At 43.3% G+C, this 23,393-nt stretch carries 8 protein-coding genes and 1 pseudogene; 1 reads left to right on the top strand and 8 read right to left on the bottom strand.

Annotated elements, in window-relative coordinates; all coding sequences use genetic code 11:
• Positions 1-25: 25 nt before the first annotated feature.
• The 5 genes and pseudogenes from sucA to sdhC all read right to left on the bottom strand — a co-directional run bounded on the left by sucA (position 26) and on the right by sdhC (position 6,253).
• Positions 26-2,847 (bottom strand): annotated as a pseudogene (gene sucA, locus JCM15074_RS20630) (2-oxoglutarate dehydrogenase E1 component).
• A 185-nt stretch (positions 2,848-3,032) separates the two neighbouring features.
• Complete coding sequence (locus JCM15074_RS03000) at positions 3,033-3,740, bottom strand: succinate dehydrogenase iron-sulfur subunit (RefSeq protein WP_025819833.1); 708 nt, start codon at positions 3,738-3,740, stop codon at positions 3,033-3,035.
• 9 nt (positions 3,741-3,749) lie between these two features.
• On the bottom strand, positions 3,750-5,516 hold the full coding sequence (gene sdhA / locus JCM15074_RS02995; RefSeq protein WP_025819832.1) for a succinate dehydrogenase flavoprotein subunit: 1,767 nt from the start codon (positions 5,514-5,516) through the stop codon (positions 3,750-3,752).
• The gene (gene sdhD / locus JCM15074_RS02990) at positions 5,517-5,864 is read right to left on the bottom strand and encodes a succinate dehydrogenase, hydrophobic membrane anchor protein (RefSeq protein WP_025819831.1); all 348 of its coding nucleotides are present in this window, start codon (positions 5,862-5,864) and stop codon (positions 5,517-5,519) included.
• Positions 5,858-6,253, bottom strand: coding sequence for a succinate dehydrogenase cytochrome b556 subunit (gene sdhC, locus JCM15074_RS02985; protein ID WP_025819830.1), 396 nt, complete (start codon positions 6,251-6,253; stop codon positions 5,858-5,860). The genes sdhD and sdhC overlap by 7 nt, the downstream gene beginning before the upstream one ends.
• 446 nt (positions 6,254-6,699) lie before the next feature.
• Between sdhC and JCM15074_RS02980 the strand changes: the two genes are divergently transcribed.
• The gene (locus tag JCM15074_RS02980; protein ID WP_025819828.1) at positions 6,700-7,992 is read left to right on the top strand and encodes a citrate synthase; all 1,293 of its coding nucleotides are present in this window, start codon (positions 6,700-6,702) and stop codon (positions 7,990-7,992) included.
• 76 nt (positions 7,993-8,068) lie between these two features.
• On the opposite strand, the gene JCM15074_RS23405 is transcribed toward JCM15074_RS02980, so the two are convergent.
• Genes JCM15074_RS23405 through JCM15074_RS02965 form a run of 3 tightly spaced genes read right to left on the bottom strand, consistent with a single transcriptional unit; the run spans position 8,069 to position 23,330 of the window.
• Entirely contained in the window at positions 8,069-13,204 is a 5,136-nt protein-coding gene (locus JCM15074_RS23405) for a GEVED domain-containing protein (RefSeq protein ID WP_148300722.1), read from the bottom strand.
• Complete coding sequence (locus tag JCM15074_RS02970) at positions 13,159-18,315, bottom strand: GEVED domain-containing protein (protein ID WP_148300721.1); 5,157 nt, start codon at positions 18,313-18,315, stop codon at positions 13,159-13,161. The genes JCM15074_RS23405 and JCM15074_RS02970 overlap by 46 nt, the downstream gene beginning before the upstream one ends.
• Positions 18,255-23,330 carry a GEVED domain-containing protein gene (locus JCM15074_RS02965; protein ID WP_025819824.1) on the bottom strand — a complete coding sequence of 1,692 codons (5,076 nt, stop codon included), beginning with the start codon at positions 23,328-23,330 and terminating at the stop codon, positions 18,255-18,257. The genes JCM15074_RS02970 and JCM15074_RS02965 overlap by 61 nt, the downstream gene beginning before the upstream one ends.
• Positions 23,331-23,393: the final 63 nt, after the last annotated feature.

The raw sequence follows: 23,393 nt of genomic DNA, 5'->3' as shown, positions 1-23,393 counted from the left end.
GGTCACTATCCTTTTAAATTGGTTGTTAATTTAACTTTAATGCATCGCGAATTAACGCTTCTTGTTGTTTAGCATGTAGCCCTGCATAACCACACGCAGGTGCAGCTGAAGCTTCACGACCTGCATAAGTTAACTGCGCACCTTTTGGTATCGCATGCCAGAAATGATGTTGACTACAGTACCAAGCGCCTTGGTTTTGCGGCTCCTCTTGACACCATACAAAATCAGTTACGTGAGCATATTGCACCAATAACTCAAGCATTTGGTCATGTGGGAATGGATACAGCTGTTCAACACGTACAATCGCTATATTATCTATGTCTTCCTGACGGCGACGTTCGAGCAATTCAAAGTAAACCTTACCGCTACAGAAGATAACGCGGTCAACTTTACTTGGATCGATATCATCAATTTCACCGATGACATTTTGGAAACTACCATTAGCTAGCTCATCTAAACTCGATACAGCTAATGGGTGACGCAATAATGATTTAGGTGACATCACCACTAATGGTCGACGCATCGGTCTAAAGACTTGACGACGTAGCATGTGATAAACCTGTGCTGGTGTTGATGGCACACATACTTGCATATTATGGTTGGCACATAGCTGAAGGAATCGCTCTAAACGTGCACTTGAATGCTCAGGGCCTTGACCTTCATAGCCGTGCGGTAACAACATCGTTAAACCACATAAACGGCCCCACTTTTGTTCGCCTGATGACAAGAACTGGTCAATTACCACTTGCGCGCAGTTAACAAAATCACCAAATTGAGCTTCCCATAAGGTTAATCCACCCGGCTCTGCCGTTGCATAACCATATTCAAATGCCAGTACTGATGCTTCTGATAAAACAGAGTCAATAATATCAATTGGCCCCTGCTGGTCTGCGACATTACGCAGCGGTAAGTAAGTCGTCGCATCATTTTGGTTGTGTAGTACGGCATGACGATGAAAAAACGTACCGCGACCAGAGTCTTGGCCGGTAATACGGATTCGTTTATCTTCGACTAAAATAGAGGCATAAGCTAATGTTTCAGCAAAGCCCCAATCTAATGGTTTATCACCATCAGCCATCGACTGTCTGTCTTTGTAAATTTTTGCCACTCGTGATTGTAGTTTATGGCTTGCGGGCACATCACAAATCTTATTGGCTAAATCTTTAACCTTTTCAATAGGCAAAGTCGGATCATATTCAGCATCCCAATCTTGACCAATATACGGGCTCCAATCGACAGAATGCAGTGTCATTGGACGCCACTCTTTAACCACACAATCACCGTGATCTAAAGCGTCACGATAATCATTGATCATGCCAATCACATCATCAGCACCGAGGGTCTCTTCGGCAATCAATTTATCCGCATAAATTTTACGGGTGGTTGGATGCTTTTTGATTTTGCTGTACATCAATGGCTGAGTTGCACTTGGCTCATCGGCTTCGTTATGTCCATGACGGCGATAACAAACTAAATCAATCACCACATCACGCTTAAATAAATTACGGTAATCAACCGCTAACTGTGACACAAACGCAACCGCTTCAGGATCATCACTGTTCACATGGAAAATCGGTGCCTGTAGCATTTTAGCAATATCAGTACAGTATTCAGTTGAACGCACATCATGATGATTTGAAGTGGTAAAGCCCACTTGATTATTGACCACAATACGAATGCTACCGCCCACTTTAAAGCCACGAGTTTGTGACATATTAAAGGTTTCTTGCACAATGCCTTGGCCAGCAATAGCCGAGTCACCATGAATCGTAATTGGCATCACTTGGGTACCATCACCACAGCCGCGGCGATCAATACGTGCGCGAACAGAGCCCATTACCACAGGATTAACAATTTCTAAGTGTGATGGATTAAAGGCTAAAGCTAAGTGAACATTACCACCTGGAGTTTCAAAATCAGATGAGAAACCTTGGTGATACTTCACATCACCCGAGCCGAGCGTGTCATTATGACGACCTGCGAATTCATCAAATAGCTCTGAAGGACGTTTACCTAAAATATTCACTAATAAATTTAAACGTCCGCGGTGAGCCATACCCACCACCACTTCTTTGGTACCAGCCTCACCGCCGCGATAAATAATTTCACGCATCATCGGCACTAACGAATCACCACCTTCAAGTGAGAATCGTTTGGCACCAGGGAATTTTGCCCCTAAATATTTTTCCATGCCCTCAGCAGCATTCAGACCATCAAGCAAACGAAGCTTATCTTGTCTTGAAAATACGCCCTTGCCTAAATTAGGCTCAATGCGCTGCTGTAACCAACGTTTTTCTTCAGTGTTGGTGATATGCATATATTCAGCACCAATCGAGCCACAATACGTGCTCTTTAGCGCTTTAACGAGTTCGCCTAGCTTCATGGTTTCACCACCAAAAGCAAACGAACCGGTATTAAATTCTCTGTCCATGTCATCCACAGTTAAACCGTGAAAACTTGGATCAAGTTCTGCCACAACATCACGCTTCCATAATCCTAACGGATCAAGGTTGGCATTTTGATGTCCTCTAAAACGATGGGCATTGATTAGCTGTAACACCTTAACTTGTTTTGCATCCAACTCAGGATCTGAAACGCCGCCACTACCTCGCTTATAGCCCTCAAGTGCTAAACTGCGGAAATAATCACGAACTTTTGAGTGCGATACTTCTGGCATATCCAGAGCAGCTTCATTCGTTACTGGAAGGTTATCAAACACCGCTCGCCAATCATCCGATACTGACAGAGGGTTGTCTTGATAGGCCTCATACATTTGCTCAATATAGGTCGAATTTGCCCCATTAAAATGAGAGATTCAAACCATGTTTTCATGATGCCTTGCTGCATTTTTATTCCTTTCAACACATGATAGATGGCCAAACTCGCACTTATTATCTAATACCAGTTACATTAAAGTTCAGCGGCTTAATGTAACTGCTATAACTACAAACACACAAAAGAGCCATCACCAGCCTGATAATGACTCTCTATAATTAGAAGGATTTTGAAAAGAAAAGTCCTTTTTTGTGCATCTATACCGCTCGCTTCAATAACATAGATTTAATATGCCCAATGGCCTTAGTTGGATTTAATCCTTTAGGACAAACATCAACACAGTTCATAATGCCATGACAACGGAACACACTATAAGCGTCATCTAGCGCATCAAGGCGTTCTTCTGTCGCAGTATCACGGCTATCAATAAGAAAACGGTACGCATGGAGTAAACCACTTGGACCGATAAACTTATCAGGATTCCACCAAAATGATGGACAAGCCGTTGAACAACATGCACACATAATACACTCATAAAGACCATCTAAATGAGCACGATCTTCTATCGATTGTAAGTGTTCGCGTGCAGGTGTTTTGTCATCATTGATTAAATACGGTTTTATTTTCTCATATTGCTTATAAAACTGAGTTAAATCAACTATCAAATCGCGAACAACAGGCATTCCTGGTAAAGGTCTTACAACTAGTTTCTTACCATTAAAACTTGAAACAGGTGTAATACAAGCTAAACCATTTTTGCCATTCATATTAACACCATCCGAGCCACATACTCCTTCGCGGCAAGAACGACGAAATGCTAGTGATGGATCTTGCTCTTTGAGCTTCATCAGCACATCAAGCACCATCATGTCAGTCCCCTCTGGTAATTCCAGAGAATAGTCCTGCATGTAGGGTTTGGTATCTACATCAGGATTATATCGATAAACTGCAATCTCTAAATTCATCGTAAGCTCCTAGTAGGTACGTTTTTTAGGTGGAAATGCTTCGCGGTGAATCGGTGCCATATTAACATCACGGCGACTCATCTCTTCAGTCACTGGATTAAATAAGCTATGACATAACCAATTCTCGTCATCACGTTCAACAAAGTCTTCACGAGAGTGGGCACCACGGCTCTCTGTGCGATAGTTTGCAGCATAAGCAGTCGCAATCGCCGTTGCCATTAAGTTATCAAGTTCTAAACATTCAATTCGCTGAGTATTAAACTCTCTTGAATTATCAGATAACTTGGCATTGGCTAGACGGTCGCGGATCTTTTTCAGCTCCACTAAACCTTCAGCCATCGCTTCACCCGTTCTAAATACCGAGAAGTTAAGCTGCATACACATCTGTAAATCTTTACGGATCTGCGCAGGATCTTCACCGTCTTTGTTGTTTTCCCAACGATTTAAGCGTGCCAGTGATTTTTCAATCTCAGCTTCTGACGCGGCTTTAGGGTTTGGCGTTGCATCCAACACTTTACCTAAATGCTGCCCAGCTGCACGGCCAAACACCACGAGATCCAATAACGAGTTACCGCCTAAACGGTTAGCACCATGTACCGATACACAGGCAATTTCACCTACAGCGAGCAAACCCACTACGTCATGTTCAGTACCATCGGCATCTTTGCTGATAACTTGACCACTAACACGGGTCGGTAAACCGCCCATCATATAGTGACAAGTAGGGATAACAGGGATTGGACCATCAGCAGGATCAATATGCGCAAAGGTACGTGATAATTCACATACGCCCGGTAAACGCTCTTCTAATGTCGCCTTACCCAAATGATCAAGTTTCAATTGTAGATGAGGTCCCATTGGGCCGTCACAACCCCGGCCTTCACGAATTTCAGTCATCATTGAACGAGCTACAACGTCACGAGAAGCCAAGTCTTTAGCATTAGGCGCATAACGCTCCATAAAGCGCTCACCATCTTTATTCAGCAGGTAACCACCTTCACCACGACAACCTTCAGTAACCAATACCCCTGCGCCAGCGATGCCTGTCGGATGGAATTGCCACATTTCCATATCTTGTAACTGAATACCCGCTCTAGCCGCCATGCCGACACCATCACCAGTATTAATATGGGCATTAGTGGTAGAAGCATAGATACGGCCTGCGCCGCCTGTCGCTAAAATAGTGGCTTTTGCTTTAAAGTAAACAATCTCACCACTTTCGATATCAATTGCAGTACAACCAACAATGACATCGTCTTCGTTCTTAACTAAATCTAAGGCATACCACTCAGAAAAAACTTCAGTTTTGTTTTTGACGTTCTGTTGATATAAACAGTGCAATAACGCGTGACCTGTACGGTCTGCCGCGGCTGCAGTACGAGCCGCCTGCTCACCACCAAAGTTTTTAGATTGACCACCAAATGGACGTTGATAAATGGTGCCATCTTCAAAACGAGAAAATGGTAAGCCCATTTGCTCTAACTCAATAACCGCTTCTGGCCCCGTTTGACACATATATTCAATGGCGTCTTGGTCACCAATAAAATCAGATCCCTTGACGGTATCGTACATATGGTATTGCCAGTTATCTTCATGGGCGTTACCCAAAGCGACTGTAATACCTCCTTGCGCCGACACAGTATGTGAACGGGTTGGAAATACTTTCGATAATAATGCGCAGCTCTTTCCTTCTTTGGAAATCTGCAATGCTGCTCGCATACCAGCGCCACCAGCGCCAATCACCACAGCATCAAACTCACGAACTGGAATACTCACTTAAACCTCCCACACGATGCTAATGCCAGCTAGCAAATAAACTAATACCAAAACGACAAATACAAACTGTAAAAAACCTCTTAACATTAACGGCTTAATATAATCAGTTAGCACTTGCCAAACGCCAATCCATGCGTGAACTAACACCGCAACTAGCGCCAATAAGGTAAAGACTTTCATTGGCAATGCACTAAAGAGTCCTTGCCAAGCATCATAGGTAAGTGGTGAGCTTGTTAACACAAAACCGAGTAAAAACAAGGTATAACAAGCGAGGATAATGCCGCTCGCACGGATTAAAATATAATCATGGACACCGCTGCGTCCAAAACTGGCTGCATTTGTTACCATAACCATGCTCCCACTAATACTGAAAAGATAATTGCGATAACAAATACAGCTTTTGCTGACTTATTACCTGAATCGAATTCTTCCCAACGTCCTGAGTCCATTATCAAATGTCGAATACCAGCCAGCAGGTGATAACCTAGCGCGGTTAAAATCCCCCAAACGATAAACTTTAAGATAATACTATCGAACCATTGCTGTACTTGGGCAAATCCTTCTGGTGATGATAATGATTCATTAAGTAACCAGATGAGAATACCAACAGCAAATAGCATAATGACACCAGAAACACGGTGAAGAATTGATGCAATCGCAGTCGCAGGAAAGTGAATGGTCTGCAGATCTAAATGGACAGGTCTTTGCTTTTTCACGTTTAGCTCACTCAGCTCCATTGAGCAATATTTTTATTATGTATACCTTTTTAGGGTCAGAAATTGTTCCTGTAATCCCCCTAAAGACAACCGTCACCGTATGAAATAATCGCCCTACTACAATTACTTATATCTTTTCTTTATATACACCTAAAAGATGATAGTTTGCAGCAGTATTTTATCATACCGTTAACATTCGCTAGTATACTCATGCAATATGTCAAATACAAACACCCAATTATGTGATCTTAACGATTTTCATAAATTTAACCTTTTTGACTAGTATTGACATCGAACCGCATCACTTGTATATCTTTGCGTTAACAAATTTAAACACTCATTTAAATTGAAATGTGATCGAGATCCAATGTAAAGTTATGATTGTTAAATATGCCACACTCAAGCTATAACAATATAAACATGGACGACGGCGTATAACATCATTATAAAGTTAAGGAGACCGGGGTATGGCTGACATGAAAGCCAAATTGGAATTACCAGGCAACGACTCTATTGAGCTACCAGTTAAACAGGGCAGTTTAGGACAAGATGTTATCGACATCAGTAAACTGGGTAGCACTGGACATTTTACTTACGATCCAGGATTTCTTGCGACAGCGTCTTGTGAATCAGCAATTACCTTTATCGATGGTGGTAAAGGCATTCTGCTACACAGAGGCTATCCTATTGAACAACTTGCAACAGAATCGGATTATTTAGATCTATGCTTTTTGCTTATCTATGGTGAATTACCTACCAAAACTCAGTACAAAGAGTTTGTGGCAACGGTAAAAAATCACACCATGGTACATGAGCAATTAGTTCACTTCTTTAGAGGCTTCCGCCGTGACGCACATCCAATGTCAATGTTATGTGGTGTGACGGGTGCGCTATCAGCTTTCTATCAAGATTCATTAGATGTACATGACAAGCAACATCGCCGTATTGCGGCATTTAGACTGATTTCGAAAATGCCAACAATTGCGGCAATGTGTTATAAATATTCAATTGGTCAACCTTTTGTTTATCCACAAAATAGTCTAAGTTATGCGGGGAATTTCCTGCATATGATGTTCTCAGTGCCAAGTGAAGAATATAAAGTTAATCCTATTGTTGAAAAAGCGATGGATAGAATTTTCATTCTACATGCGGATCACGAACAGAACGCGTCAACTTCTACCGTTCGTTTAGCGGGTTCTTCAGGTGCGAATCCATTTGCCTGTATTGCTGCAGGTATTGCATCACTTTGGGGCCCAGCCCATGGCGGCGCTAACGAAGCTTGTTTAAATATGCTTGAAGAGATCGGTACAGTTGACCGTATTCCTGAATTTATTGAACGGGCTAAAGACAAAGATGATCCGTTCCGCTTAATGGGCTTTGGTCACCGAGTTTATAAAAACTTTGATCCACGTGCTAAAGTGATGCGCGAAACGTGCCATGAAGTACTTGATGAGCTCAAAGTCAACGACCCATTGCTTGATGTAGCAATGGAACTTGAACGTATTGCACTTGAAGATGAATACTTTGTCTCGAAGAAGCTCTACCCGAACGTTGATTTCTATTCAGGCTTAATCATGAAAGCAATTGGTATTCCTACCAGTATGTTCACTGTGATTTTTGCCCTATCTCGTACCGTTGGTTGGATTGCTCACTGGAAAGAGATGTTAGATCAGCCTGGTCATAAGATTGGTCGCCCACGTCAATTGTACACGGGTAAAACTGAGCGAGACTTTATCTCTCACGCTGATAGACAGCCTTAAATTTACCTTGTGCAAAAATAAATAGCATGTCAATAAAAAACGCCTAATCATTTAGGCGTTTTTTTATGGTTTAAACTTATTTCACTTGCACTCGATACTTCACTTCACCCACGGCATTAGGTTGTAGGAAGCCGCTTAACTGCCAGCTGATAGAACCTTGATACCCCGTGGCATTAGCGCCATCAGGCGTTAGTACAGTACAAGCCATTGCCGCTGGTACTATCGCATCGCTACATAATACCTCTGCCGCTAGAATCGTAAATTCAGGCACAGTATCAAATATTTCAACCTCACTGATAGCACCTGAACCAGTATTGGTGAAGGTTACGGTATATTCCAAAATATCACCCGGTTGCGCACTATTGCTTCGGCTAACGGGTCCCACTTGAGTAATATTTTGGACAGACTTCTCAAGCTCTAAGCCACCCGCTCCTTTAAAGGTAATTCTCACACCATCGGTATCGGTGACTTGCTTAGTAATACCGTGGTTAGTGCCAGCACTATTATCGTAAGTCATATCGGCTTGTAATTGATATTGATAGCTGGCGTTAATCGGCGCACTCACATCAGAAAGCACTTTAATCAGTAAGCACACTTCACTTTGTGTATCAGCATTAACGGTAACAGGATTTATCACAAGCGTTTCAACCCCAGCTTCCCAATCACCATCACAATTAGCATCATGAATTAGCATGGTCGACCAACTCGTCGTCGTTGGTGATTGCTCAATATTCTCAAGGGTAAAGTCAACATCACCACTGGTATTAACTGCAAATTTATGACTAAACAGCACTGGTGTACCGGGTTCTACTTCAGTGAAGTTATCAGACTCAAGTGTTGGTGTTGTCACTTTACCAAAATCAAGGTCGATTAAGAAATCCCCCGCATTTGGCGTCACTAACATCTTGCTATCCGTTAATGCGCTATTGCTGACTTGTGTTAGCCCGGTTGGATATGACTCACTAATATCAATCCATTTAGATTGGCTAATCACTTGTACAAGAATTGGCTCACCGGCAAGACTCACTGGTAACACTAGGGTATAACTGCCATCAGCAGACGTGACATCCGCAGTAATCTCTTGCCCAGTGACAAAGCCAGTAATCCCCGTTCCTTGGTAAATCGCTTCCACCATAAAGTTGGCGATACCTAATTCACTTCCGTCCCGCAGACCATTGTGGGCAATACCGCTTGCAGTACCGTTATCTTCAAATACATGACCATTCAGTACAATCTTGTTGAGTAAATTAAACTGATAATCTTCAACTTCACCGTCATTGGCTGCCCCATTTGGTGTATTACAAGCGCCTGTCGAGCTACATAATCTAAAGCGAGCAATAGTATTACCGTTGTAACCATTGGTTAAACCGGCATCTAATAGTAATGGCACATTAGTGTTAGTTGCCGTAATAATCAGGTCATCAACGACTGTTTCACCACTATCGGCAAAGTCACCATCACCATTTAAGTCAACGAAGATACTGAGATAACCGTCAGCACTTGGCACTTCTACGGCAATATTAGTTGTGGTCGATACAGTGATAGATGCAGGCATGTTTACACCATCCTCATCATCTATACCGGTTTCGTCATCGCCTAAGGCATCAAGTGTATGATGCTCTGCAATATCAGCATCCCAAGTCGCGCCAAGACGTAAATCAGCAACGCCATCAATTGCTATATCTACATAACCATGACTCACTGTGCCATAACTTGAATCAGCATCACCGCGGTCAATGGTGACTAAACACCCCGCACCATCATTCTTAACGAAACTACTATCCGAGCCTTCACCAAGATAATCAACACTACCAGTCACCATATTGACTCGATACATAGCGACTTTACCAATTAAGTCATGCACGCCATTAGCATTGGTATCATGATCTCCGCCATTATTAAGAATGTAATAATTAACACCATCATCGGTAATTGATGCACCTCCCCCCATTGTTGGTTTGAGACGCGTACCATAATCTAAATCAATACTCGTGACCGTGTTGGTTGCAATATCATAATCAAATAACTTAGGCGTTCCGGCGTTACGGTCACCCGTTAAATCAACCGCATAAATATGACCATTAAGCTGAGATACTGCCCAATCAGCACCAAATGCGGTGGCATTATTAGGCGTATCAATTAACTCGGCAGGCAAAGCTTTCACGCTAAAGCTTCTATCGGCTAAATCAATAATAATCGCCTTATCCCATTGAGTTCGCGCAATATAGTAGTAACTTCCATCTTGCGATAAGGTACCGATATTAGGTGCGCCAAAGCCTGACGATAAGTCAAAAACATCTCCTTCCACAAAGGTTTTACTACTGCCACCATCAATCTTATTAATGATATAAGGTGCACCACTGTCCGCTGTTATTTCGCCCAATGAGATAAAGCTAGAACCGGTTTTATCGGTAATGATGATTTCAATATTGTCACTCGCATTGCGATAAGTTGAATAAACAATACCGGTTTGACGACTAAAGGCTAACGCATTGAGATTGCTATAGACTAAACCAGTTTGAATATTAGCCATCGTAAATGGTGATACATTTGGATTTAGGCTGACATAGTCAAAATTAACGCCATCAATAGATTTGGTTTGTAAGAAAGCGTCACAAGTCGCGTCGAGATTAAGATCTGACAAGAGCACTTGATAATCTTCAACTTCACCACCACTCTCTGTTATCCCGGTTGGCGAATCACAACTCATATCAGGACAAACACGAACACGTAAATAGCTGAATCCATTCACCGTCGCAGTTGGTGCAGGAATCGTGTAATTATTATTACCAATAGTGGCACTGCTATCTGAGATAATTTGCTCATCAGCATCTAACCAATCACCATCTCGATTCCAATCTATCCACGCATACACATGAATTGCAGCTAAAGTCGCATCAGGATCTTTACCGACATTAACCACTATCGATTCACCGCCGCCGGTACCAATGACACTCGGTACCGTCACGCCATCTTCATCATCACTGGTATCGTTATCATCAGCTAAGGCACTTGCATCTTGAAGCCTACCGTAATCACGATCCCACAGTGTACCAAGGAAAATATCAGCTTCACCGTCTTCATCCACATCTAAAATGCGGTGTCCTGCGCCATTATCACTAGCAAGCGTTTGATAATTGCCTTGCCCCGTTCCAGCGCCAGTATCTGGTGCATCGCCTAAATCATGTGGATAAACATAAAGCGGCGCCTCACCTAAGGTTGCAAATAATAAACGCACACTATGAGTCGAAGGCTCATTAATAACACCTAATGACCATTGCACGCCCATACCATTATCAACACCGACGTTCTCATCTAAAGTGTTATCTAAATTAAAATCACCGCCATTAAGATTATTCGCTCCCAGCATAGCGCCATAGCTACCTGAATAATAATATTCCCACGGAGTATCTAATTTAACGTAACCCATAAACTGCTCATCAACACCATAGTTTTTCACTACACCAACTAAATCATAAGGCGGAGTGGTGCCTGTAGGTTTATAAGTTGCTGGGTTGTATGGCACACTAAAGGCACCACCGGCATCACCACCATTAAGGAAAGTATCAAAACCTTGGGCTAATGAGATTGGTTTAGTATTACTGCCCTCGGCAGACTCTAAACAATATTCTTGGTCAAAGAACAGATCATCATTAACGTAAGTCACCTTAGTCACGACCTTAATATCATCACCATCATAAATATTGTTATTGTCTTTATCCCAATAACGAGAACCCCATATCGTATATGGATCGCCCTCGATACCTGTACCGGTTACCGCTGACATTAATACATCTTTAAAACTATTGGCGCCACAAGTTGCATTTTGGCTACTGGTGCTCTTATCACTATCGTGTAACACCATATACGGTGAAGTACCACCACAACCATATGTACTATTGTTAGTCCACTCAAAAGATTGTCTACTACCCTCTTTTGCAACACCATTACCACCATAACCAATATGATCAATCGTCAATGGTGAGCCATTAATTTGCACTGATTGCAACGGTGTATAACTCGTTGCACCATCAAGTCCAGTAATATCACAGCGCGGAATATCAATCTTAAATTGATGGTCTTCAATTTCACCATTACTGGCATCAAGGTTAACATCGGTTTGCAGTAGTACATCGGTAGTAATACGCAAACGTAAGATGGTATTGCCAAGTGCTGGTAAATCATAACCAGTAAAGGCTAAAGTCACCGTACCATCGGCACTATCCGAGGTATCATCACAAGCGTCGCTGATAAATTCACCGCTATCGGTAAAATCACCGTCTAAATTAAAGTCAACCCAACCATAGACAGTTGCCCCTAAATCGCTGCTGCCATCGTGATCATTACAGGCCATGGTAAAGCTTAAATCACCCGAACTACGTAGATAGGTATAATCTAGAATATCAACCGCATCTTCATCATCGGTTGTACCGGTATCATCATCATCGGTGGCATTGCCGTTATCATCCGTACCATCGGAGAAACCATCACTGTCTTCATCCCCCAGCTCAGTACCGAGACTGATATAACCATTACCAAGCTTATGACGAGGACCATTATTAACAAAAGTGGTTTGGTAACCTTTGGCTTCAGGCGCATCACCATAATCATATAACACCACGAGTTCGACGCGATGATCTTCCACTTCACCATCATCGGCTAATCCATGTGGCGTATCACAGCTGGTGCTATCACTACATATTCGAACTCTTAAATAACTGCCGCCTTCAACCACATCATTTGGCACCACAAAGTCAATAGACTTACTGGTGTTATTATCAGTACTGGTGAGTGTAATAATATTTGCCGCCTCAGTAGCGGTCTCAAAAATACCATCTCGGTTAAAGTCTAACCATGCATAAACCTTGGCATCAACATCGGTATTAACTAATACAGGTAAAGAGACTGTCTTGGTTGGTTGAGCGCTAATTTGCGCAGGAATGGTGACACTATCTTCATCATCATTTCCGGCTAAATCATCATCAGTGGCTTCGCCATTATTATCGATACCATCAACAAAACCATTGGCTTCGGCATCTGTTGCATTAGTACCTAAATAAACAGTGCTACTAATACTGTGCATTGGCCCTACACCTTCACCATTGGCATCGACTCTATCTGTACCATAGGTTTCTGGCGCATCACCTAAGTCAAACACGCCCATGACTAATTGGAAATCCTCAACCTCACCATCACTGGCAGCGCATGCCAATCACTCAAGCTGAGTGGATCCGTTGTGATACGTACCCTTGCATAGGCAACACCTGAGGTTAAGCCACTTAAGCCGGTCCACGTAAACTCAAACTGGCCTTCATCAGTACCATTTGGCACCGTAGTTAACAGACCTTCAGAAGCTTCAAATACATTATCTAAGTTGAAATCAATCCATATGGCTAAGTTCGCACTACTACCGCTATTGTTATTAGCCTCAACCGTCAAGTTATAACTACTACTCGTGATATTAATGGGTGCGATGGCATTAATACTGTCCTCATCATCTGGACTGGCATTATTATCATCGGTTAAGGCTAATGGATCTGGCACCGCATCGGTTTCACTGTCAGCATAAACATCACCTAAATAGAGATCGGTTGTGACTGGATGGTAAGCACCACCACTGCCAAATAGTGTCATAAAGCTATCAGGATCATCACCAAAGTCAGGGCTACCCACAGTAACACGGTAATCTTCGACTTCACCGTTACTTGCACCACCAAATGAACGTGGGTCTTCATCTGTGCCTGTTGCGCTATCACTCAATAAATCTGTGGTTAAGCGAGCTCTGATATAATACTGATTACCATCAGTTAAGCTTGGTAAACTTGACCAAGTGATCACTTGTGGCTGCTGATTATTACCATTGCTGATAGTGATCACCGAACCATCTAAGGCTTCATCTTTATCAAATCGGCCATTATTGTCCCAATCAATCCAAGCATATAGATATGCATCACTGCCGGTATTATTGGTCACTACCGTAGTCATACTATAACTACTGCTACCAGACACTAATGGCGCAATCAGTAAGCCATCTTCATCATCAACAATGGCGTTCATATCATCGCCTTTGGCACTGATGTTTTGATCGGCATCGGCTTCACTATCAGCCGCATTAATCCCTAAATAGAGATTACTATCAAGAGTATGGAATGGGCCACTATCGCTGGCATCAACATTATAAAGGGTACGATAATTACCATTAGCCACGCCAACGCTGGTATCGGGTGCATCACCAAAATCAATACTTGGGGCAGTTAATGTAAAGGCGTGATCCTCAATTTCACCGCTGCCTGCAAACCCTACAGGAGTATTACACTCATTTTCACCTTCACAGACCCTAATACGTAGATAACTTGTACCAGTACTGCCAAGATAAGGGATCGCAGTTGGCAACACATTAGCCCCAATCGCAACCGCTTGGTCATTGATAATATGCTCACTGGCGGTGCTAAATTGATCGTCTAAATCTGCATCTACCCACACATTTAGATAACCCGCGGTGCCAGCAATCACATAATCAATATCAGTACTGTTACCAGCAACCATACTCGCTGGCACAATAATATCCTCATCATCGACGGTACCATTAGTATCATCACCATCTGCGGCAGTATTGGGCTGACCATCGGTTTCACTATCACGCTCGATACCCAAAATCATATTACTGACATAACCTGCACTACCGGTTAATACGTGACGCGCACCATCACTGGCTTCTAAGGTACTATAGCTATCTGGCGCATCACCATAATCATAACTACAAGCTACCCCTGCCACGCCTAAACGCTCAACGGTTATATCCGTGACGTTATAGTCATTATTGCTAGTGGTTTCATGGTGCATCACTAGCTTCAAGGTCATATTGGCGCTGGTTGCGGTACCTTGTACAAAGACTTGCTGCGGGACAGTGTGTGAGCCTGTCATCGTTGGTGAAGTCACTATGCCTAATGATTGATCATCTAAGAACACTTCAAAGTAATCATTTACCGCAGGGCTTAATTGTCCGACCCAAACATTAACTTTAACGGTTTCACCCGGTTGAGTTGGAATCACACGACTTAAACTCACATCCCAAGCGCTGTTAGAGATAACATAGAAACCATAATTAACAGAAGAAGCAGCAACATAAGGATCGGTACTGGTTAAGCCCTCAATAACCCAGCCATCATTATTAAAGTTTCTAAAATCATGCTCAAAGAAGGTCTCATTAGTACAACCACTGCTTGGTGTTGGCGTTCCAGCCACGGTAATTTTATGATCCTCTACCTCACCGTTAGAAGCATAACCACCAGGTGTTGTCGCATCAATAGCATCAGCACTTGGCATTAATCTGACGCGAACAAAGTAATCCCCTGCAGTGACTGAGATGCCCGTCCAAGTTAAACTGACATATTTAAGAACACCGCTATGTGGTAAGCCATCTTGAATTTGCGCTTCATCGGCATCAAATGTGCCATTACGATCCCAATCTATCCAAGCCACCACTTTGGCATTACTGCCTGCCACATTATATGCACGAGCTTGCAAGGTATATTCAGTTTCTCCCACATAAAGCGGCGGCAACTGCAATCCTTGTTCGTCATCATTAACTGATAAATTATCGGCATCAGCATTACTGCTACCGACAGCATCTTCAATATCAACGTCATTACTACCCAAGTACATTTGCGTACTCTTAGTATGATATGGACCACCATCATGATACGCAGTCAGGTAACTATCCGGTGCATCACCACCGTCAGACACTCCTGCTGCAACCACAGTAATGCGGTAATCTTCGACCTCACCATCACTCGCTTCACCCAATTCATCGGCGGTCGTTAATGGGTCGGTTGAAATTCTAAAACGCAGATAGTAATTAGTATTGGCAGCCAAGTTACCGGCTAAATTAAAGCTCAACGGCACAGTTACATTGTTACTGCCATCAGCGACAGTCGCCGTAACACCTTCAGAGGCTTCAAAAATACCATTGCGGTTATAGTCAAACCACGCCACCAAATTAGCCACACTGCCAGCGTTATTAGTGACTAACACCTTGACATCATAACTATTTACACCTGAGAACGCAGCGGTTAATAGTACGCCATCATCGACATCGCCATCGGCAGTTATATTGGCATAAGCATCAGTTTCAACCGTAGGTGTGGTACCTAAATAAACATCACTACCAGCCACATGGCGCGGCCCATTAAATTGATAAGCGGTACTGTAATTATTGGCAGTTTGTGCAGAGCTAGTATCCGGTGCATCACCAAAATCTAGCTCTTCGGTAGGACATAAAGTATTAACATTAGCGCTATTACTGACCCAACTGTTTCGAGCATTAAAGTTAGCGCTATTTTCATAATACTCATAAATATACTGTCCAAGTTGATCATCATTAGTTTGATTTAGCGCAGCATAGAAGGTCTCTGTCGTTTCGCCAGTACCATACCAGAAACCCTGTTGTCCCATTGGATAACCATATTGAGTGGTTGCACTTGGATCCCATGGGATTAACCAATTGACCGCGTTAATATCGTTACATGAACCAGCTACAGTCGGTAAGGTATAAAGCACACTGCGATGATCGATACCGATTAGCGATGATAGTGAACCAGTGGTTTGTATCGTCGCTTGCTGCGCAAGCGCCCCCGCAGCTGCTGATGGGTGGAAACGAGGTAAATTAGCCCCACCATTCCACGCTGAAGGTCCATTAGCCGTTGCACTTGTATACCCTAGTTGCTGCGCATAATAAGCATTAACAAATTCACTACCATCACTGGTACGATGCCCCTCAAAGTTGGTCATCAGTACACCACCATTACGGTAGTAATCTAGTAAGGTTCGGATATCAGCAGCAGATTCTACAAGCGTTTCCGCGCCGGTATAACCAGCCTCATGGTCAACCATCTGATAATCATATAAATCATCTAATACCAGATCGGTCGCAGTGGTCATTGTTTGCTGATCGTAGGTCACGTAACCGACACCATAATGAGCTTCCATGACACTGACAATACTGGCTGGATTATCAGCATATCCGCCACCTCGAGTAATATGTAAGAAGTGGAACGTCACTTTATGCTGATGATCTTCTATCTCACCGTTACTTGCTTCACCTTGACTGCGCTCATCCACATCCGTAGTTACAGGATTATCTGCTTGGGTAGTATCTAAATCATCTGTGGTTAAACGTAAGCGAATATAACTATCACCAACATCACCACCGGTACCACCAGACAAATTAGTCCAATTAAGCGTCACATTACCATTAGTGCTATCAGGTACTACAACCGAGGTCATCTCATCGGCTTGGAATTTGCCATCAACATCATGATCCACCCAAGCATATAAGGTGGCATCAGTGCCGATGGTATTGGTGACGGCAACATCAATGCTCCAGTTACGCATTGAAGGAGATAGCACAGGTAAGCTTAGGCTATCTTCATCGTCACTATTTAATAAGTCATCACTATCAGCAGCTAATGATGGTACCGCATCAGCATCAGTATCAGGTGATGTCGAACCAATCTGTAAGCCACTGACAATAATGTGTTTTGCACCATTACTTGCATTGACGGTAGCAAAGCTATCTGGGGCATCACCAAAGTCATAATTACTTGTTCCTGAAACCTCAATTAGGTGGTCCTCAACCTCACCATCACCGCCATAACCCACAAAACCTGTTGCTGTTAATGGAATATCACCATGTCTTATCCGTATTGGATAGTAGCCTGCAGCCAGTGCAGAGAAGCCGCTCCAAGTTAAGGTTGCACTGGTATCCTCATGGGTCACTGTTGTATTAAAGTATTCATCAGCCTCAAAACTGCCATCGAGATCCCAATCCACCCAAGCATTCAAGTAGGTATAAACGCCGGTGTTATTATTAACCGTAATCACAGTGCTATAACTGGTATCACCTATGCTTGCAGCCACAATATTGGCATCTTCATCATCAGGAGTTGAACCACTGCTATCATCACCATCGGCAATGGCTGATGCCAAACTTGTGGTATCGGCATCAGCACTTACTGCACCAATCACAATTTGACCAGCATCTAATGTATGCCAAGGCCCGCCTAGTGTGTCAGGGGTTTGATAAGTTTCAGATAAGTCACCTTTATCAGCGCTATTGGTCACCATAATCCAGTGATCTTCCACTTCACCAGAGCTAGCTGCACCATAACTGCGCGGATCTTCATTGGTGCTAGTCGCACTGTCAGCTAATAAATCATGACTAATACGCACTCGCATATAAATATCAGAGTTGACAGTACGCCCTAGCATATTGGTCCATTGCAGCGCGATTGCACTATCCATGAGACCTGATGCCAGCACCATGCACCGCCACTATTGCTATCACCATTAGAGATAAATTCATCACGGTCAAATCGACCATTACGGTCAAAATCTATCCATGCATAAATATAAGCGCCATTACTGCCGCTATTGGTTACAGTTGCAGTCGCATTAAACTCAGTTTGAGTGGTTGATAACGGCCCGAAACTGATACCATTCTCATCATCCGCGGTATCGTTATCATCACCTAATGCAAATATATTTGGCGACACGGCGTCAGTTTCAGCATCTGTTGCGGTTGCGCCCATAAATAGCGTGCTAGAAGTAATATGACGGGCACCGTTATCATTAAAGTTAGTACGATAATTATTGATGGCGACGCCTACACCTGTATCAGGCGCATCACCGTAATCGACTGCACCAACTAACAATAGATAATCTTCGACCTCACCATTACTGGCAACGCCGTGCCAATCGTTAGCCGTTAAACTGTCTTTTGATAAACGTAATCTTAATGCCATCGCCCCTTGAGTCAGCCCTGATAGGCCATTCCAAGTAAGCGTAACTGACTTATCGGCACTGTTATATGGAATATTATCACTGCTAAATGTACTGGCACCGAGACCATCGTAATCAATTAAATCAACCACTTCATCAGCACTAAAACTACCATCTTGATTGCTATCTAACCAAGCCACTAGCGTTGCAGCCTGGCCTGATGTGGTCGAATTTCGTAAATTAATGGTCACAGTATAATCTGCGGCACTGGTATTAATAATTGGCAATATTGCTGGTAATGCATTCTCATCATCACCAGTAGCATCATCGCCTGTTGCATCACCTGACACCTGACCATCGACTTCAGCATCTATGTTATTTGTGCCTAAATAGAGGGTTGTTTTGTTTAATAATCCATGTGCTGGGCCTTGTGAAGCAGTTAAAGTCTGATAACTATCAGGTGCGTCACCAAAGTCATGATCACCAATATAAAGACTGTGATCTTCCACCTCACCATCACTGGCGCCACCAATTGAACGCGTATCCTCTAATGTGGCATTAGTCTGGCTATTAATTAATGGATCAGTTGTTAAACGGAAACGGGCCACAGTTTGCCCTGCCGATACCGAGCTAAAGGCCGGCCACGTTAAGGTGACAAATTGATCGCCAGAGTTCGCACTAATGATTTGTGTTGCCACTTCATCTTCATCGAAATGACCATTACGATCACTATCAACCCAACCATAAAGCGTTGCATCAGACGAGGTATTATTAGTTACTCGCACCTTAGCCAAATAACTGATCGGTAACGGTGAGTTATCTAATGCAGAAAGCTGAACGCCCTCTTCATCATCACCATTGGCATCAATATCATCACCATTAGCATTACCTGCACCAGTTGAGTTATAGCTATCAACTTCAATATCAGGCTGCGCAGCACCAATAAACAGATCGCTTGATAATCCATGATATGGACCACCATCACTCAGTGTGGTGCGATAATTACTGGTCGAATTAGCATTCGCAGCATTATCAGCGGCATCACCAAAGTCATAGCCACCAACAAACACCATATAATCTTCAACTTCACCGGTAATCGCCATTCCCGCCCAATCATTAGCAGTTAATGCTTGATTAGCAATACGAATACGCAGCGCCATCGCCCCTTGAGTTAGCCCGGTTAGGCCATTCCAAGTGAGTGTCTTTGCTGTTGCATCGGTAGTAAAATTACTATTATTGGGCACGTTATTGCTGGCAAAAGCGGCACCATCAATGAGGTCAACCACTTCGTCACTACTGAATTGGCCATCTTGGTTTTTATCTAACCAAGCCACTAAGGTTGCATCGCTACCCGTACTATTACGGAATTTGAGATCAACGCTATAGCTGGTAATCGCTGTTGACGTTAATGCCAGCGGTTGATTAACACCCTGCTCATCGTCACTGCCAGTATTATCATCGCCACTGGCATCGGCTGTCGGCATACCATCGGTATCACCTTCATTGACATAAGTATTGCCCAGATAAAGCGTGGTATATTTGCCCTGACCATGGAATGGGCCATTGTTACTGGTTAAGGTTTGATAACTGTCAGGTGCATCACCTAAATCTTGGTTACCAATATATAGAGTATGATCTTCCACCTCACCGTCGCTGGCACCGCCAAACGAACGGCTATCTTCTAGTGTTTGATTCGTTTGCGCATTAGTTAATGCATCCGTGGTGAGACGGAAACGAGCGACGGTATCACCAGCAGAAATACTGGTGAAGCTGGTCCAAGTCAGCTCAATTTGTTGAGCAGTAGTGCCCGCTGCAACCGTCACGGTTGCGGCTTCATCGCCATCAAAACGACCATTACGATCCCAATCAATCCAACCATATAAAGTCGCATTATTGGTGCCGCTGTTGGTGACATTCACTTTAACCGTATAACTGCTTGGTACAGGACTATTATCGAGTGGCGCCAGTGTGACACCATCTTCATCATCACCATTGGCATCATCGTCATCACCGTTTGCAGCGGCTGCGCCAGTAGAGTTATAACTATCAGCTTCTGCATCTGGCGTAGCTGCGCCCATAAATAAGCTGCTTGATAAGCCATGATATGGGCCATTGTCGCTTAAGGTAGTTCTATGATTACTGGTTGAATTGGCATTAGCCGCATTATCCGCAGCATCACCGAAGTCAAACTCTCCGACATAGACCATATAATCTTCGACTTCACCGGTAATAGCGGCGCCCGCCCAATCATTAGCCGTTAATGGCTGATTAGCAATACGTACCCTTAATGCCATATTGCCTTGCGCTAACCCTGAGAGATTATTCCAAACAAAGGCTTTAGCAGAGGTGTCTGTGGTAAAGTTAGCGCCATTAGCAACATTGTTAACAACAAAGGCACTGCCATCAATCAGATCAACCACCTCATCAGCGCTAAACTTACCGTTTTGGTTTTTATCTAACCAAGCAATAACGGTTGCATCACGACCTGTACCATTACGGAATTTAACATTGACACTATAACTACTCGCCGCAGTACTTAATAAGCTAAGCGGCTGATTAATACCCTGCTCATCATCACTACCGGTATTATCATCGCCACTTGCATCGGCTGTTGGCATACCATCAGTATCATTTTCATTGACATAGGTATTACCTAGATAAAGCGTGGTGTACTTACCTTGACCATGGAATGGACCGTTGTTATTGATCAAGGTTTGATAACTATCTGGCGCATCACCTAAATCTTGATTACCAATATAAATGGAGTGGTCTTCCACTTCACCATCACTGGCACCACCAATTGAGCGAGTATCTTCCGCTGCCATATTGGTTTGACTATTGGTTAATGCATCTGTAGTTAAACGGAAACGCGCGACCGTTTCACCGGCAGTAATGCCAGTAAAGCTGGTCCAGGTTAATTCAACCAGCTGACCATGAGTGCCAGCATTAACGGTATAGGTGGTTGCTTCATCACCATCAAAGTGACCATTACGATCCCAATCAATCCAACCATACAAGGTTGCAGCAGTGCTACCCGTATTGGTGACATTCACTTTAACGCTATAACTGCTTGGTACTGGACTGTTATCTAATGGTGCTAGCGTAACCGCATCTTCATCATCACCATTAATATCTAAATCATCACCATCAGCTTTCGCCGCGCCAGTTGAATTATAACTATCGGCTTCAACATCTGGTGCTGCCGCGCCCATAAATAAGCTGGTTGATAAACCATGGTATGGGCCACTATCAGTCAATCTAGTATGGTAATTACTGGTTGAATTAGCGCCTGCGGAAGCATCTGCCGCATCACCAAAGTCAAAGCTACCGACATACACCATATAATCTTCAACTTCACCGCCACTGGCCTCACCTGCCCAATCATTAATGGTTAATGAACTATTCGCAACACGGATCCTTAACGCCATATTGCCCTGACTTAAGCCGCTAATCGCGTTCCAAGTTAAGGTCACTTTATTACTCAAGTTATTGCTACTGGTCGGCAAGTTATTACTGGCAAAATCAGCATCGCTAAACGGTGTCCCAGTCGCGCTAACATTGAGTTTATCTACGGCTTCATCCGCACTAAACTGACCATCTTGATTTAAGTCTAACCATGCGATTAATGTAGCAGGACTGCCTGAATAGTTATAAACCGCGACATCAACACTATAACTACTCGCACCACTGGCAATTAATGGTAAAGGCTGTACCACACCATTTTCATCATCGCCGATACTGTCATCGCCACTGGCATCCGCATTGGCAAGTACCACATCGTCATCATCAATATTGTTAGCACCTAAATAAAGGTTACTGACATAATAATGCACCGCACCATTACTGGTTGGTAAGGTCTGATAACTGTCAGGGGCATCACCAAAATCACTATTTCTAGCAGTTAATAGATAATCTTCTACTTCACCATCAGCAGCGGCGCCTAATGAACGTTCATCCACTGTCGTCGTGGCGCTGTTATCGGTGAGTAATTGGCTGGTTAAACGTAAACGTACGCCGTAGATTGAGTTATTTGAGGTGGCGGTATCATTATTCCAACTCAATAGGTAGGTATCACTGCCCGTCGATGCTGGCAGTAACATCACGCCATCAGTGATAGTCATGTTACTACCCAAACTGCTTTGCGCACTTTGAATTAGCTCATCGCTCTCGAAACTACCATCACGATCCCAATCAATCCATGCATAGAGATAAGCATCACTGCCTGAGGCATTATTAAGCGTTAACTTCGCTTGATAACCCACATTTGCAGCCAGTACAGGTAATGCCGAGGCAATAAAGCCCTCTTCATCATCCGGAATACTGCCGTTATCATCATCAAATAATGCATCGCTTGATTGCGTAGTGTCACCATCGACATCTGGCGCAACATCACCAATATAAAGTGTCGTTAACGCTGCCACATTATGATATGGGCCTAAGTGGGCTAAATTAGTACGGTAATTACTGGCTGAAGTGCTATTGGCGGTATCAGGTAAATCACCTAAATCGGCACCACCAATTTGAACTAAATAATCCTCAACCTCACCGTTTGACGCCAAACCACCGCTATCAACAGCGGTTAATGGATCTGTGGTTAAACGGAAGCGAATATAACTACTACC

This window comes from Shewanella marina JCM 15074, from assembly GCF_000614975.1.
GTDB lineage: Bacteria > Pseudomonadota > Gammaproteobacteria > Enterobacterales > Shewanellaceae > Shewanella > Shewanella marina.
Note: the sequence above shows the minus strand (reverse complement) of the source record. Positions and strands in the feature narration are given on the sequence as shown.

Coding starts and splice junctions, on each gene's coding strand:
- sdhD (WP_025819831.1), bottom strand. CDS start 5,864: ATGGTAACAAATGCAGCCAGTTTTGGACGCAGCGGTGTCCATGATTAT.
- JCM15074_RS03000 (WP_025819833.1), bottom strand. CDS start 3,740: ATGAATTTAGAGATTGCAGTTTATCGATATAATCCTGATGTAGATACC.
- JCM15074_RS02970 (WP_148300721.1), bottom strand. CDS start 18,315: ATGGTGCTGGCATCAGGTCTCATGGATAGTGCAATCGCGCTGCAATGG.
- sdhC (WP_025819830.1), bottom strand. CDS start 6,253: ATGGAGCTGAGTGAGCTAAACGTGAAAAAGCAAAGACCTGTCCATTTA.
- JCM15074_RS02980 (WP_025819828.1), top strand. CDS start 6,700: ATGGCTGACATGAAAGCCAAATTGGAATTACCAGGCAACGACTCTATT.